The sequence below is a fragment of the Micromonospora sp. CNZ297 genome, assembly GCF_007827625.1.
Genome location: NZ_VISU01000033.1, coordinates 1 through 14,664 on the forward strand (window position 1 = coordinate 1; position 14,664 = coordinate 14,664).

Sequence of the window (14,664 nt, forward strand, 5' to 3'; positions counted from 1 at the left end):
GCCCCCTTCACCTCGCGAGGCGTTAACAGGGGGCCCTTCCTTCCACTCGGGGAGGATGGGGGCGTGGGCAGGGGTGAACTGCGGATCTATCTCGGTGCCGCTCCGGGCGTCGGGAAGACGTACGCCGTGCTCGAAGAGGCCCAGCGCCGGGCCGAGCGCGGCACCGACGTGGTGATCGGCCTGGTCGAGACGCACGGCCGCCGGCACACCGCCGAGATGATCAGCGACCTGGAGGTGGTGCCGCGCCGGTCGATGACGTACCGGGGTGTCGAGTTCACCGAGATGGACCTGGACGCGGTGCTGGCCCGGCGGCCCGAGGTCGTCGTGGTGGACGAGCTGGCTCACACGAACGTGCCCGGCTCCCGCCACGAGAAGCGCTGGCAGGACGTGCAGGAGCTGCTCGACGCCGGGATCAGCGTGCTCTCCACTGTCAACGTGCAGCACCTGGAGTCACTGAACGACGTGGTCGCGCAGATCACCGGCACCACCCAGCGGGAGACCGTGCCGGACCAGGTGGTCCGGGCCGCCGAGCAGGTCGAGCTGGTGGACATGACGCCGGAGGCGCTGCGCCGCCGGATGGCGCACGGCAACATCTACCGGCCCGACAAGATCGACGCCGCGCTCGGCAACTACTTCCGGGTCGGCAACCTCACCGCGCTGCGCGAACTGGCGCTGCTCTGGCTGGCCGACAAGGTCGACGAGCAGCTCGACGCGTACCGCGCCCAGCAGGGCATCTCCGACACCTGGGAGGCGCGGGAACGGGTGGTGGTCGCGCTGACCGGCGGCCCCGAGGGCGAGACGCTGATCCGCCGGGCAGCCCGGATCGCCGCCCGCAGCAAGGGCGCCGACCTGCTCGCCGTGCACGTGGCCCGCAGCGACGGGCTCGCCGGCGCCGACCCGGCCCAGCTCGCCCGGCAGCGAGTGCTGGTGGAGAGCCTCGGCGGCACGTACCACCAGGTGCTCGGCACCGACATCCCGGCGGCGCTGCTGGACTTCGCCCGGGGCGTCAACGCCACCCAGCTCGTGCTCGGCGCGAGCCGCCGGGGCCGGTTCGCGCAGGTGTTCTCCCGGGGCGTCGGGGTGACCACCACCGCGCTGTCCGGCCCGATCGACGTGCACCTGGTCACCCACCCGGAGGCGGGGCGCGGGCGCCGGGGCACGTCGGTGCCCGCCGCGCTGTCCCGACGCCGGCGACTGATCGGGTACGCGCTCGCGGTGCTCGGCATGCCGATGCTCACGCTCGTGCTGCGGACGCTGCCCGACCTCACCCTGACGAACGACATCCTGCTGTTCCTCGCCGGTGTGGTGGGCGTGGCGCTGGTCGGCGGGCTGTGGCCCGCGCTGGTCGCCGCGCTCGGCGGTTCGCTGCTGCTCAACTGGTTCTTCACCCCGCCGTACCGGACGCTCACCATCGCCGAGGCGGACAACCTGCTCGCCCTGGGCGTGTTCGTCGGCGTCGCCATCGCGGTGAGCTGGGTGGTCGACGTGGCGGCCCGGCGTACCCGGGAGGCGGCCCGGGCCTCCGCCGACGCGCAGACCCTGGCCACCGTGGCGGGCAGCGTGCTGCGCGGTGAGCGGCCGCTGCCCGCGCTGCTGGACCGGCTGCGGGAGACGTTCGGGCTGCGCGCGGTGAGCGTGCTGGAGCTGACCGACGAGGCCGGCGGACGCCCGGCGCGCGCCCGGGGGGCGGACGCCTGGCGGGTGGTGGCGAGCGTCGGCGAGCGGCCGCCCGGTAGCCCGGGCGCGGGCGAGACCGTGGTGCCGGTCGACGACCGGCTCAGCGTGGTGCTCGCCGGCCGGCGGCTGGAGGCGGCCGACCGGCGGGTGGTCGAGGCGTTCGCCGCGCAGGCCGCCGTCGCGCTGCGCCAGGAACGGCTGGCCGAGGAGGCCGCCACCGCCCGTCCGCTCGCCGCCGCCGACCGGATGCGGACCGCGCTGCTCGCGGCGGTCAGCCACGATCTGCGTACGCCGCTGGCGTCGGCCAAGGCGGCGGTGAGCAGCCTGCGCAGCCACGACGTCGAGTTCGACGCGGACGACCGGGAGGAACTGCTCGCCACCGCCGACGAGTCGCTGGACCGGCTGGGCCGGCTGGTGGCGAACCTGCTCGACATGAGCCGGTTGCAGGCCGGCGCGCTGGGCGTGAGCGCCACAGCGATCGGGCTGGAGGACGCCGTACCCCTGGCGCTTGACGAGCTGGGCCCGGCGGCGGCCGAGGTGACCACCGACATCCCGGCCGACCTGCCGGCGGCGCTGGCCGACCCGGGCCTGCTGGAGCGGGTGCTGGTCAACATCGTGGCGAACGCGCTGCGGCACAGCCCGCCCGGCCGGCCGCCGGCGATCACCGGCAGCGCGCACGCCGGGCAGGTCGAGCTGCGGGTGATCGACACCGGCCCGGGCATCCCGGAGGACCAGTGGGAGCACGTCTTCCTGCCGTTCCAGCGCCTCGGCGACCGGGACAACCAGACCGGGGTGGGCCTGGGGCTGGCGCTGTCCCGGGGACTGGCCGAGGCGATGGGTGGCAGCATCACCCCGGAGACCACGCCCGGTGGCGGTCTCACCATGGTGCTGCGGCTGCCGGCCGCCACCCAGCCGGAGGGGCCGCAGGAATGACCCGGATCCTGGTCGTCGACGACGAGCCGCAGATCCTGCGCGCGCTGCGGATCAACCTGCGCGCCCGGGGCTACGACGTCGAGGTCGCAGGCAGCGGCGCCGCCGCGCTCAAGGCCGCCGCCGGGCACCCGCCGGACCTGGTGGTGCTCGACCTCGGCCTGCCCGACCTGGACGGCACCGACGTCATCCGGGGTCTGCGCGGCTGGACCGCCGTGCCGATCATCGTGCTGTCCGGACGGGCCGGCAGCGAGGACAAGGTGGCCGCGCTCGACGCGGGCGCCGACGACTACGTGACCAAGCCGTTCGGGGTGGACGAGCTGCTGGCCCGCATCCGCGCGGTGACCCGGCGGCTCGCCCCGGCCACGCCCGCCGTGCCCGCGCTGCGGATCGGCCACAACACCGTCGACCTGGCCGACCGGACGGTCACACGGGACGACGGCGTCGAGGTCAAGCTCACCCCCACCCAGTGGGCCATGCTGGAGAAGCTGCTGCGCAACCCGGGCAAGCTGGTCAGCCAGCGCCAGTTGCTGCACGACGTGTGGGGGCCGGAGTACCACCACGAGACGAACTACCTGCGGCAGTACATGGCCCAGTTGCGCCGCAAGCTGGAGGACGACCCGGCCCGGCCCCGCCACCTGATCACCGAACCGGGCATGGGCTACCGCTACCGCCCCTGACGTTTGCGCGAGCGCGGGCGGGGGACTCGGCGACCCGGCCGAGCAGCGGGGGAGGGGCATGGCGGACAACCGGTCCTCGGAGGGGTTCGGCCGCCGCCTCGACGAGCACGCCATCGACGCGGGCGCGGCCGAGCCGGAGCGACCCGACGGGCTGGTCGACAGCGGCGTCTACGTCGGCGGCGTACGCCGGGCGTCGCCTGTCACCCTCGCCGACACGTTCCGCTGCCTGCAACACCTCGACGACGCGATGGCCTGGATCGGGCTGCGCCGGCCGGGCCGGGAGGAGGTCGCCTCGCTCGCGGCCGAGTTCCAGCTCCCCGACCTGGCCGTCGAGGACGCGATCAACGCCCACCAGCGCCCCAAGCTGGAACGCTACGGCGACACCCTGTTCGTGGTGCTGCGCGCCGCCCGCTACCTGGACGCCCGGGAGGCGGTCGAGTTCGCCGAGCTGCACCTGTTCCTCGGCCCCGGTTTCGTGATCACCGTGCGGCACGGCGGCACGCCGGACCTGGCCGGGGTACGGCGGCGGCTGGAGGCCGAACCCGAGGTGCTCGCGCTCGGCCCGGAGGCGGTGCTCTACGCCGTGCTGGACCGGGTGGTGGACGGCTATGCCCCGGTGGTGGCCGGGCTGGAGAACGACATCGACGAGATCGAGACCGAGGTGTTCGGCGGCGACCCGAACGCCAGCCGCCGCATCTACGAGCTGAGCCGCGAGGTGATTCAGTTCCAGCGGGCCGCCCGGCCGCTGCTGAAGGTGGTCGACGCGCTCACGCACGGCTTCGACAGGTACGGCACGGACGAGGAGCTGCGCCGCCGGCTGCGCGACGTGGCCGACCACCTGACCCATGTGGTGGAGCGGGTGGACGGGTTCCGGCACCTGCTCCAGAACATCCTCACAGTCAACGCCACACTGGTGTCGCAGGCGCAGAACGAGGAGATGCGCAGCCTGACCGCTGCCAGCTTCGAGCAGAACGAGGAGATCAAACGGGTCTCCGCGTGGGCGGCCATCCTGTTCGCGCCCACCCTGATCGGCACCGTCTACGGGATGAACTTCACCCACATGCCGGAGCTGGACTGGCGGTTCGGCTACCTGTTCGCGGTGGCCCTGATGCTCGCCGTCTGCGGCGCGCTCTACCTGCTGTTCAAGCGGCGCGGCTGGCTGTGAGCCGGCCCGGGCGCCGGAGCAGTTCGCCGTCGGTGATCCACTAAAGTGTCCGGGTGGCTACCCCCTGTCGTCCGTGCGTCGTCCGGCTCTCGTGTGCCGGAGGGGAACGCTGATCGGGGACACGGTTCCGGCACCGCGCGGCGGGCGCCGGACCAGTGACGGAAAGCGCGGGCTGGCCGGCCACTGTGCACGGATCGTCGCGTCCCGGCCGTTCGAGGTGGCCATCGTGGTGCTCATCATGGCCAACGGCGTGGTGCTGGGCATCGAGACGTACCCGAACCTCGGGGCCGCCGGGCCGGTGCTGCGGTGGACGGAGTGGATGTTCCGGGCGGTATTCGTCGTGGAGATCACCATCCGGGTGCTCGCGTACGGCCGCCGCCCGCAGGACTTCTTCCGGCACGGCTGGAACGTCTTCGACCTGCTGGTGACAGCAGCCATATTCGTCCCGGGCCTGCACGGCGACTCGGCTGTGCTGCGGTTCATCCGGGTCGCCCGGGTGCTGCGCCTCGTGCGCTTCTCACCCGGCCTGCGGACCATCGTCGCGGCGCTGTGGCGCAGCCTCCCAGGCGTCGCGGGTTTCCTCGCGCTCGCCGCCGTCACGCTCTACGTGTACGGCATGGCGGGCTGGCTGATCTTCGGCGACCGCTATCCCGAGCAGTACGGCGACATCGGCCGCTCGCTCGTCACGCTGTTCGTGCTGCTGTCCCTGGAGACGCTGCCGGACCTGCTGGAACAGGGTCTGGAGGTGTCGCCGTGGACGCTGCTCTACTACGTCAGCTTCGTGATGATCGCGGTCAACCTCCTGCTGAACATCCTCATCGCCGTCATCGTCAACTCGATGGAGGAGGCGCGCCGGCTGGAGATGACCGAAGGGCTGGCCTCCGACTACGACTCCGACGGGGACGGGATACCGGACGAGGTGGACCGGATCGCGATCAGCCAGCGACTGGACGACCTGCGGATGGTGATCGCCGAGTTGGAGCGGGAACTGCGCATCGACCGGGAGGAGCCGCCCGGCGCGCCGCGCCGCCGCCAGCCCTCGGACCACTGATCAGGGACGGTCATGACAGTTCCGTGACGAACGCGGCTCCCGGGTTTGGCCGGCTGGTTGATCGGGGCAACCAGCCAGACGCCAACACATCTGAGGGAAGGGACGCCTCTCGTGGAGATCACGGGCTTCTTCACCGCGCTCATCATCGGTCTCGTCATCGGTGCGCTCGGGCGCCTGGTGGTGCCGGGCAAGCAGAACATCCCGATCTGGCTGACCCTGCTCATCGGTGTGGTCGCCGCGTTCGTCGGCACGCTGGTGGCCGGCGCGTTCGGCGTCGACGACACCCCCGGCATCGACTGGATCGAGCTGTTGCTCCAGGTCGGCTTCGCCGCCATCGGCGTCGCCGTCTTCGCCGGCCTCTACGGCCGCCGCCGCATCTGAGGACCGAAGGAAGGGCCCCTTCTTAACGCATCGCGCATAAGAAGGGGCCCTTCTTAACGTGTGCGCCGGCTACTCCCGCCAGCCGGTCAGCTCGACGCCCTTGGCCAGCTCCACCCGGAAGCCGAGGGCGATCTCGCCGCTCTCACCAGGTGCCAGTGACAGCCGCCAGGTCAGCTCACCCAGCTCCGTACGCTCGGCCGGTGGCGGCGTCAGCGCGGTCTCGCGTACCACCACCGCCTCGTCCCGGGACACCGGCAGCTGATCCTGGACCTCCACAGTGGCCGGCCGGGGCGTGTGGTTCGCCACAGTGATCCGGTACTCCACCTCCCGCCGCCGCGTCGACCCGAGCGTGGCCTTGCTCTCGGTGCGCCGGGACAGCTTCCGCTCCACCCGCAGCCGGTCGTCCACCCCGAGCGCCAGCTCGGTCTCCTCGCCCGGCGCCCACGTCTTCAGCCGCGTCGCCGCCACGAAATCGGCGCCGTGGAAGACCGACGCCGGGCCGGGCAGCAGCGTGTGGTCCGACGTGTTGCGGACCGTGGCCCGCAGGTGCGCCTCGGCGGCACGCACCGGCACGCTCACGTGGTCCAGCCGGGCCGGCAGCTCCAGCACCGCGATCGTCACCCGGTGCGCGCTGCCGTCCGCGGGCACCGCCACCGGCCGCGCGGGACGGTAGGTAGCCGCCGTCACGCCCTGCTCCACCTCGGCGACGCTCTCCCGCACCGCCGGCGCCGCGGCGCGTGCCGCGCGGGGACGGCCCGCGGGTGCCGCGCCGGGCGCCGGGGGCGGCACCACGCCGCCGAACGACGCGGCCGACACGGCCATCGGCGGCTCCGGCCGGAGCCGGTCGAGATACCAGGGCGACAATTCGGGTACGCCGCTCGCCGCCGCCGGCCGGGCCGTGGAGAGCTGGAGTTCGCACTCCGGCCAGTCCTCCCCGGTGCCCTGGCTGACCAGCCCGAACCAGGTGACAGTCATGGTGTCCTCGACCAGCCGCAGGTCGTAGGAGGGCGTCCAGCGGGCGCCGTCCACCAGATATGTCAGCTCCAGCTCCACCTCGGTGTCGTCGGCGTCCACCGAGACGGACACCTCGGCGGCCAGCCGGTCCGGCTCCCGTTTGCCGCGCGCCGCGTCCAGTTCCCGGTCGACGGCGGCCAGTTCCTCGGTTAGCTCGGTGCGCCGCCGGGCCAGCCCGCGCCGCCGGGCCCGCGACTCGGTGAGCTGACCGGACACCGAGTCGGTGAAGGCCGCGACGTCGGCCGGGGCCGCGTCGCCCGCGGCCAGCGCCCGGGCGTACGTGCCACCGGCCCGCTCGGCGAGCCGGGTGAGGAACTCGCCGCGCTGTTCCTCGACCGCGTCGGTGTCACCGACCTCGGCCAGCTCGTCCGCCAGTTCCCGCCGCCGCCGTTCCAGCTCGACCACCTGGGCGTCGGTGCTGCGGGGTTGCCGCCACGCGGTCACGTCCACCCCGAGTACGGTCACCGCGCCCCGGCCACCCACCCGGATCGAGTCCCGGCGCAGGCCCAGCGGGAGCGGGGCGACGCGTACCCGGTGGTCGCCCGCGGCCAGCCGGACGCCGCCGCGGCGGGTGACCCGGGCGCGGTCCGGGTAGACGGTCACGCCGACGACGGGCGCATCGATCTCCACAGTGTCCACGGCGGCGAGGGTAGTTCAGGCGCGCCCGCGGCGGGGCTGCCGTAGAGCGGATACGCGGTGGCGCGCACTGAGGTGTCCTCCACCACTTCGCGGGTAGGCCGCTGAACCGCCGCGCACCTACGGGAGGCGATCAGGGCGGATTTCTGGCACGGTGTCGGGTAGCGACGGGTGTGCGGTGGAGGGGGAGTGGTGGAGTTCTCGGTGACGACCAGACAGGGGCGTGTCGGCCCGGTGATCGAGGTCGCCGGCGACCTGGACATGGCCAGCGCACCGACGTTGCGTGACCGGTTGCTCGAGGTGGTGGAGACCGGCGCCCGGACGGTGGTCGTCGACCTGACCCAGGTCGGATTCGTGGACTCCAGCGGCCTTGGCGCGCTCGTGCTCGTCTACAAGAACCTGCGGGAGCGCGACGGCTGGCTCGGTCTGGCCGTCGTCCGCCAGTCGATCCGCAACGTCTTCTCGATCACCTCGGTGGACCGCGTCATCCCGCTCTTCGGCACGGTGCGTGACGCCGAGGACGGTTCACCGGCGGCGGTGCGCTGAGCGCTCCTCGTCCGGGCTGACGCGGGCGGTGTCGGCACCGGCGGTGCTGCGCCGCGGCCCGTGGTCGCCGTACCAGTCGACGACGAGCAGCGTGGCGTCGTCGGTCAGAGCCGGCCCGGCGATCTCCAGCACCGCGTCGGACAGCGCCCGGACCGCCTCACGGGGATGCAGGTGGGAGAGGCGGAGCAGGGCGGCGGGCAGGTCGAGGTCGGCGGCGTTGCGGTCGCGCATGCCGTCGGTGACCACCACCAGCCGGTCGCCGGGTAGCAGTGGCAGCTCCCCGCTGCGGTAGCTCTCGCCGGGGAACATCCCGAACGGGAAGTTGCCCGGCAGGTCCACCGGTACGACCCGGCCGTCCCGGACCAGCATCGGTGGGACGTGCCCGGCGTTCACCAGTTCGCAGCGTCCCGTGGTCAGGTCGATGCGGCCCAGCACGGCGGTGACGTACGCGCCGCGTACGTTCGCGTTCTCCGCGACGGCCCGGTTGGCCTCCTCGGCCTGGGCGACCAGGCCGGCGCCGCGGCGGCGGCTGTTGCGCAGGCTGCCCACGCCGAGGGTGGCGGTGAGCGCGCTCGCCACGCCGTGGCCCATCGCGTCGGTGACGCTGAGGTGCAGCAGGTCCCGGGCCAGGCTGTAGTCGAAGGTGTCGCCGCCGACGCTCGCGGCGGGTTCCAGCCAGCCGGAGAGGGCGAAGGCGCCGGCCTCGCAGGTGAACGAGGCGGGCAGCAGGCGACGCTGGATCTCGGCGGAGAGGCTGAACGGGGTGGTGCGCTGTCCCCACTCGAACAGGTCGGTGTGCCTGCGGTTGGCGATGACCACGAACGCCAGCGCGTGCGCGGTACGGGCGACCCAGTTCACCACGTCGCCGTCCGGCTCGTCGGGCAGCTCGATCTCCAGCAGGCCGATCGCCTCACCGCGGTCGGTGACCGGCGCCAGCACGGTCCACGTGCCGTCGCGGCGGATGACCTCGGGCGCCTGCTGGCGGAGTGCGCGTTCGTAGGGCCCGCCGTCGAAGGGGAGGACCTCGGCGTCCTCCTCGCCGTGACGCCGGCCGGTACCGCCGCCGGCCGGCTGGTGCGTCAGCCGGACCAGCGCACGGCCGCTGAGGTCGGCGATCAGCAGCGAGACGCCGCGCGCGTTCAGCGCCGTGGCGATGACGCCGGTGACGGCCTCGACCGCCTGCACCGGGGCGGCGTCCTCGGCCGACTGCAACATCCCGGCCAGCACCGCCTGCTCGCTGTCCTTCACCCCCCGAGCATATTCAGCGCGCCGGACGTCCGCCTGGCGAGCGACACCGGGGGGCGGCGGGTCGCCGTCATCGACCAGAGGTTATTGCATATAGTTGGCAACTACCGAATAGTGGCGGTAGCGGGCGCTCCGGCACGCGATGATCGATCCTCGCCGGAGCGCCCGCCCGCTGCCACCCGCAGACGAGTGTTCGAGGGGTTGCCGTGGCGATCAGACCCAAGCCCGTACGCGTGGCCGCGGTGCTCGCCGCCGCCCTGCTCGCCGCCGCCGGTTGCTCGTCGCCCACGGCGTCGACAGGCGGCCCGAAGGGCGCGGACACGCTCGTGGTCGCCACCGCGGGCGAGCCGGACACGCTCAACCCGGTGCTCAACTACGGCGTCGACGGCGCATCGCTGATCTTCGACGGGCTGGTCGCCCGGGACGCCCGCAACGAGCTGGTGCCCGCACTGGCCCGTGAACTGCCTGCCGTCTCGGCGGACGGGAAGACAGTCACCGCGAAGCTGCGCGAGGGTGTGCTGTTCCACGACGGCAGCCCGCTGACCGCCCAGGACGTGGTGTTCACCTACCAGGCGGTGCTCGACCCGGGAGTCGACTCCACGCTGCGGTCCGATCTGGACATGCTCGCCTCCGTCACCGCGCCCGACCCGGCGACGGTCGTGTTCACCCTGAAGTACGCGTACGCGCCGTTCCTGCAACGGCTGGCGCTGGGGATCGTCCCGGCGAAGGCGTTCGCCGGGCAGGACGTCAACAAGGCCGCGTTCAACCGCAAGCCGGTCGGCACCGGCCCGTACCGGTTCACCTCGTGGACACCCGGTGACCCGCTCGTGCTCGCGGCCAACGAGACGTACTGGGGTGGCAAGCCGGCGAACTCCGGCGTTGTGGTGGCGTTCGTCGCCGACGACAACGTCCGGGCCCAGCGGATGCGGGCCGGCGAGTTCGACGCGGCGGAGCTGGCACCGAAGCTCGCGTCCGGGTTCGAGGGCCGGGACGGCTACCGGGTGCAGAAGGTGCCGACCGCCGACTACCGGGGCGTCATGCTGCCGATGGGCAACCCGGTCACCGGCGACCTCGCGATCCGGAAGGCGCTGAACGTCGCGGTGGACCGGCAGGCCATGGTGACAGGCGTGCTCGGCGGCGCGGGCGAACCCGCGTTCGGCCCGGTGCCGCCCACGTCGGAATACGCCGAGCCGTCGATCGCCGGCAGGCCCGCCGCCGACACCGCCGCGGCGACCGCCGCGCTGGACGCCGCCGGGTGGAAGCCCGGCCCGGACGGCATCCGGGTGAAGGACGGGCGGCCGGCCGCGTTCGCGCTCATGTACCCGGCCACCGACAGCCTGCGCAAGGAACTGGCCCTGGCCGTCACCGCCGACGCGAAGAAGGTCGGCATCAAAGTCACGCCGGAGGGCCTGACCTGGGACGCGATCACCCCGCGGATGGGTGACGACGCGCTGATGATGGGCTACGGCACGCCGTACGACCCGGACTTCGTCTCGTACAAGCTGTTCAGCTCGGCCTTCGCCGGGCAGGGCTTCTTCAACCCCGGTTCGTACCGCTCGGCTGTCACCGACGCCGCGTTGCAGGAGGGCCGGGACAACGCCGACCCGGCCGCCCGTAAGGCCGCGTACGCCACGTTCCAGAAGCAGCTCGCCACCGACGTGCCGTGGGTGTTCCTCACCTATCTCCGGCACACCTACGTGCTGAAGGACGCCGTGACCGGGGTGACGCCGCGGGTCGAGCCGCACGAGCACGACGTCGCCAACAGCATCTGGTGGAACGTGCACACCTGGACGAAGAAGCCGTGACGGCAGCCGTGACCGGTCGGCGGCGGCCGGCCGGGGCCGGCACCGTGGTCCGGCGCCGGCTGCTGGTGGCGCTACCGGTGCTGGCCGCCACCAGCATGGGCATGTTCGCCCTCGGCGCCGCCTCCCCGATCGACCCGGCCCAGCAGTACGCGGGCGCGGCGGCGTTCACCACCAGCGAGGAGAACCTCGCGCAGATCCGCGCCAACTGGGGCGTCGACGATCCGCTGCCGGTGCAGTACGCCCGCTGGATCGGCAACCTGCTACGCGGCGACCTGGGCTGGTCGACGAGCCGGCACGAGCCGGTCACCTCGGTGCTCGCGGCCCGGGCCGGCTGGACGCTGCTGCTCGTCGGCACCGCGCTGGCCCTGGTGCTGGTGGCGAGCGTGCTGCTGGGCACGCTGGCCGCGTACCGGCGCGGCGGCTGGTTCGACAGGGCGCTGCGCGCCGTCGCGTACGCCGTGCAGTCCATGCCGGTGTTCTGGATCGGCCTCGCGGCGATCGCCGTGTTCGCCCTCAGCCTCGGGTGGCTGCCCGCCGGCGGGCTCACCGACATCACCGCCACCGGCACCGACCCGGCCGACGTGGCCCGGCACCTGGTGCTCCCGGTGACGGTGCTGGCGATCTCCCAGGCGCCGTGGTTCGTGCTGTTCGTCCGCGACGCGGTCGCCGAGAGCCTGCGCGACGACCACGTCCTGGCCGCCCGCGCCCGAGGGCTCCCCGGCCGGGTCGTCCTGTTCGGACACGCGCTGCGGACCGCGCTGCTGCCGTTCCTCACCCTGGTCGGCACGCACCTGCCCGAACTCGTCGGCGGCGCGGTCCTGGTGGAGACCGTGTTCTCCCTGCCCGGCCTCGGCGCGGTCACCGTCGAGGCCGCGCTGGGCGCCGACTTCCCGCTGCTCGCGGCCACGACGCTGGCCACCACCGTCGTGGTGCTGACCGCGAACCTGGTCACCGACCTCGCCTACGCCGCCGCCGACCCCCGGGTACGCCTCGATGACTGACCTCGCCCTCCCTGCGCGCGTCCGGCGCCTGCGCCTCCCCGGCGGCGTCGGCACGACTGTCGCCGTCGTCGTGCTCGCCGGTGTCGTCGCCGCCGCGCTTCTCGCCCCGGTCCTGTGGCCGCTCGACCAGAGCGCCGTCGACCTCTCCCGTACCCGGCTCGCGCCCTCGCCGGAGAACCTGGCCGGCACCGACGACCTCGGCCGCGACGTGGCTCTGCGCAGCCTCTACGGCCTGCGCGTCTCGCTGCTCGTCGGCGCGGTCGCCGCGCTCGTCGCGGCGGTCATCGGCGGCCTGGTCGGCGCCGTCGCCGGCAGCGTCGGCGGCTGGGTCGACCGGGCGCTCATGCGCGTCGTGGACACCGTCGCCGCGCTGCCGCACCTGCTGCTGGGCATCTTCATCGTGGCGATGCTGCGCCCCAGCCTGGGCGCGGTGATCGCGTCCATCGCGCTGACGCACTGGCTGTCCACCGCCCGGATCGTCCGCTCCGAGCTGCTCAGCCTGCGCAACCGGCCGTTCGTGGACGCCGCGATCTCCGGCGGCGCGGGGCGCGTCCGGGTGCTCACCCGGCACCTGCTGCCGCACGTGCTGCCGCGCCTGGCGCTGGCGACCACGCTCATGGTGCCGCACGCCGTCTGGCACGAGACCGCGCTGTCGTTCCTCGGCCTCGGCCTGCCGCCGCACCTGGCCTCGATCGGCAACATGATCAACGACGGGCAGCGGTCACTGCTCACCGGCGCCTGGTGGGCCAGCATCGTCCCCGGCCTCCTGCTGGTGGCGGCCACGCTGGCGCTCGCCGTGCTCACCGGCCGCTGGCGCGACCGTCTCGACCCGCGCGTACGAGCGGAGCTGCACCTGTGACCGCCCCGGCGCTGCTGACCGTCGACGGGCTGACCGTCCGTTTCCGGCTGCGCGACGCGGTCGTGCACGCCGTCACCGACCTGAGCCTCACGCTGCGGCCCGGCGAGCTGCTCGCAGTGGTCGGTGAGTCCGGGTGCGGCAAGTCCGTCCTCGCGCACGCCCTGCTCGGCCTGCTGCCGCGCAACGCCACCGTCACCGGGCAGGCCCGCCTGCACGCGCCGGGACGCGAGGAGGCCGACCTGATCGGCGCGGGGGAGCGGCACCTCGCCCGGCACGTACGCGGCCGGGGCGTGGGCCTCGTCCCGCAGAGCCCCGCCACCGCGCTCACCCCGGTGCGTACCGGGCGGAAGCTGCTGGAGGAGACGCTGCGCGCCCACGGACACAGCCGCCGCGACGCGCCGGCCGCCGCCGCCCGGATCGCCGCCGACGTGGGTCTCGACCCGGCTGACCTGAACCGGTACCCGCACGAGCTGTCCGGCGGCATGGCCCAGCGGCTCGCCACCGCGCTCGCCCTCGCGCCCGACCCGCCGGTGCTGCTCGCCGACGAACCCACCACCGGCCTGGACCGGCCGCTCGTCGACCACACGCTGGATCTGCTGCGCCGCCGCTGCGACACCGGCGCCGCCGTCCTGCTCATCACGCACGACCTGACCGCCGCGCGCCGCGTCGCGGACACCGTCGCCGTGATGTACGCCAGCCGCATCGTCGAACACCACCCCACCGAGGCGCTGTTCGACGGCCCGGCCCACCCGTACACCGCCGGTCTGCTCGATGCGCTGCCCGACCGCGCCTTCGTTCCGGTACCCGGCCACCCGCCTGCGCTCACCGACCTGCCCGGCGGCTGCGCCTTCGCCCCGCGCTGCGCCCGCGCCACCGGCACCTGCGACGCCCTGCCCCGCCTCGCCGCCGACGGCGAGGGCCGGGTCGCCTGCCACCACCCGCTGCGCGAGGAGGTACCGGCATGACGCTCACGGTTCCCGGCGCCACCGACGCCGCCGCCCCGGGCGCCGCGCCGGCCGCCGGGCTCGCCGCGCACCAGGTCTCCGTCGCGTACGGGGGGCAGCGCGTCCTCGACCGGGTCGACCTGCACGTCGCCCCGGGCGAGACGGTCGGACTGCGCGGCCCCTCGGGCAGCGGCAAGTCCACTCTGGCCCGCGTCCTCGCCCTGCTGCACGCCCCGGACGGCGGTCACGTCACGATCGACGGTCAACCGCTCGGCGGCGTCCGCCACCGCCTGCCGGCGCACCTGCGCACCCGCGTCGCGATCCTGTTCCAGAGCCCGCGCGCCGCCACCGACCCGCGGCTCAGCCTCGCCGACATCATCGCCGAGCCGCTACGCGCCACCGGCACATCACGCGAGCAGGCGGCCGCCCGTACGGCGGAACTGGCCGACCTGGTCGGCCTCACCGCCGACCTGCTGACCCGCCGGCCGCACGCGGTGAGCGACGGGCAACTGCAACGCGCCTGCCTGGCCCGCGCCCTGGTGCATCGGCCGGACTACCTGCTCTGCGACGAGGCCACCGCGATGCTCGACGCCTCCACCCAGGCGCACGTCGCCGCCGTCATCACCGACTACCAGCGCGGGCAGGGAGCCGGGGTCCTGGTCATCACCCACGACCCGGCGCTGATGGCCCGCTGGGCCACCCGGGTGGTGGACCTGCCGGCGGCGTGACG

13 protein-coding genes are annotated in these 14,664 nt (G+C 73.8%); 11 read left to right on the forward strand and 2 right to left on the reverse strand.

Features of this window, described 5'->3' with window-relative positions; all coding sequences use genetic code 11:
• Nucleotides 1-63 precede the first annotated feature (63 nt).
• The 5 genes from FB454_RS31830 to FB454_RS31850 all read left to right on the forward strand — a co-directional run bounded on the left by FB454_RS31830 (nt 64) and on the right by FB454_RS31850 (nt 5,884).
• Entirely contained in the window at nt 64-2,610 is a 2,547-nt protein-coding gene (locus FB454_RS31830; RefSeq protein ID WP_145824112.1) for a DUF4118 domain-containing protein, read from the forward strand.
• Nucleotides 2,607-3,287, forward strand: coding sequence for a response regulator (locus tag FB454_RS31835; protein WP_013283805.1), 681 nt, complete (start codon nt 2,607-2,609; stop codon nt 3,285-3,287). The genes FB454_RS31830 and FB454_RS31835 overlap by 4 nt, the downstream gene beginning before the upstream one ends.
• Before the next feature lie 58 nt (nt 3,288-3,345).
• Complete coding sequence (locus tag FB454_RS31840; protein ID WP_071096967.1) at nt 3,346-4,452, forward strand: magnesium and cobalt transport protein CorA; 1,107 nt, start codon at nt 3,346-3,348, stop codon at nt 4,450-4,452.
• Nucleotides 4,453-4,543: 91 nt separating this feature from the next.
• A complete protein-coding gene (locus FB454_RS31845) occupies nt 4,544-5,503 on the forward strand; it encodes an ion transporter (RefSeq protein ID WP_013283807.1) in 960 nt (319 codons plus the stop codon).
• Nucleotides 5,504-5,614: 111 nt separating this feature from the next.
• On the forward strand, nt 5,615-5,884 hold the full coding sequence (locus tag FB454_RS31850) for a GlsB/YeaQ/YmgE family stress response membrane protein (RefSeq protein ID WP_013283808.1): 270 nt from the start codon (nt 5,615-5,617) through the stop codon (nt 5,882-5,884).
• A gap of 69 nt (nt 5,885-5,953) precedes the next feature.
• Here the strand turns inward: FB454_RS31850 and FB454_RS31855 are convergent, their stop codons facing one another.
• The gene (locus FB454_RS31855) at nt 5,954-7,537 is read right to left on the reverse strand and encodes a mucoidy inhibitor MuiA family protein (protein WP_145824113.1); all 1,584 of its coding nucleotides are present in this window, start codon (nt 7,535-7,537) and stop codon (nt 5,954-5,956) included.
• A 201-nt stretch (nt 7,538-7,738) separates the two neighbouring features.
• Between FB454_RS31855 and FB454_RS31860 the strand changes: the two genes are divergently transcribed.
• Nucleotides 7,739-8,080, forward strand: coding sequence for an STAS domain-containing protein (locus FB454_RS31860; RefSeq protein WP_230651205.1), 342 nt, complete (start codon nt 7,739-7,741; stop codon nt 8,078-8,080).
• Here FB454_RS31860 and FB454_RS31865 read toward each other — a convergent pair.
• The gene (locus FB454_RS31865) at nt 8,060-9,328 is read right to left on the reverse strand and encodes a PP2C family protein-serine/threonine phosphatase (protein WP_145824114.1); all 1,269 of its coding nucleotides are present in this window, start codon (nt 9,326-9,328) and stop codon (nt 8,060-8,062) included. The two genes, FB454_RS31860 and FB454_RS31865, sit on opposite strands and share 21 nt — an antisense overlap.
• Nucleotides 9,329-9,531: 203 nt before the next feature.
• Between FB454_RS31865 and FB454_RS31870 the strand changes: the two genes are divergently transcribed.
• The 5 genes from FB454_RS31870 to FB454_RS31890 are packed head-to-tail and all read left to right on the forward strand — an operon-like array spanning nt 9,532 to nt 14,662.
• Complete coding sequence (locus FB454_RS31870; RefSeq protein ID WP_145824115.1) at nt 9,532-11,130, forward strand: ABC transporter substrate-binding protein; 1,599 nt, start codon at nt 9,532-9,534, stop codon at nt 11,128-11,130.
• Nucleotides 11,127-12,131 carry an ABC transporter permease gene (locus tag FB454_RS31875; RefSeq protein WP_047891468.1) on the forward strand — a complete coding sequence of 335 codons (1,005 nt, stop codon included), beginning with the start codon at nt 11,127-11,129 and terminating at the stop codon, nt 12,129-12,131. The genes FB454_RS31870 and FB454_RS31875 overlap by 4 nt, the downstream gene beginning before the upstream one ends.
• Nucleotides 12,124-12,990 (forward strand): ABC transporter permease, encoded by an 867-nt coding sequence (locus FB454_RS31880; protein ID WP_013283814.1) that lies wholly within the window; start codon nt 12,124-12,126, stop codon nt 12,988-12,990. Before FB454_RS31875 ends, FB454_RS31880 begins: the two co-directional genes overlap by 8 nt.
• Nucleotides 12,987-13,955, forward strand: a complete 969-nt coding sequence (locus FB454_RS31885) for an ABC transporter ATP-binding protein (protein ID WP_145824116.1) — start codon at nt 12,987-12,989, stop codon at nt 13,953-13,955. Before FB454_RS31880 ends, FB454_RS31885 begins: the two co-directional genes overlap by 4 nt.
• Complete coding sequence (locus FB454_RS31890) at nt 13,952-14,662, forward strand: ABC transporter ATP-binding protein (protein ID WP_145824117.1); 711 nt, start codon at nt 13,952-13,954, stop codon at nt 14,660-14,662. The genes FB454_RS31885 and FB454_RS31890 overlap by 4 nt, the downstream gene beginning before the upstream one ends.
• The last annotated feature ends 2 nt before the right edge of the window (nt 14,663-14,664 follow it).

What these genes read in the sequence shown, in the direction of transcription:
- FB454_RS31835 (WP_013283805.1), top strand. Translation starts at nt 2,607, where the DNA reads ATGACCCGGATCCTGGTCGTCGACGACGAGCCGCAGATCCTGCGCGCG.
- FB454_RS31840 (WP_071096967.1), top strand. Translation starts at nt 3,346, where the DNA reads ATGGCGGACAACCGGTCCTCGGAGGGGTTCGGCCGCCGCCTCGACGAG.
- FB454_RS31880 (WP_013283814.1), top strand. Translation starts at nt 12,124, where the DNA reads ATGACTGACCTCGCCCTCCCTGCGCGCGTCCGGCGCCTGCGCCTCCCC.
- FB454_RS31890 (WP_145824117.1), top strand. Translation starts at nt 13,952, where the DNA reads ATGACGCTCACGGTTCCCGGCGCCACCGACGCCGCCGCCCCGGGCGCC.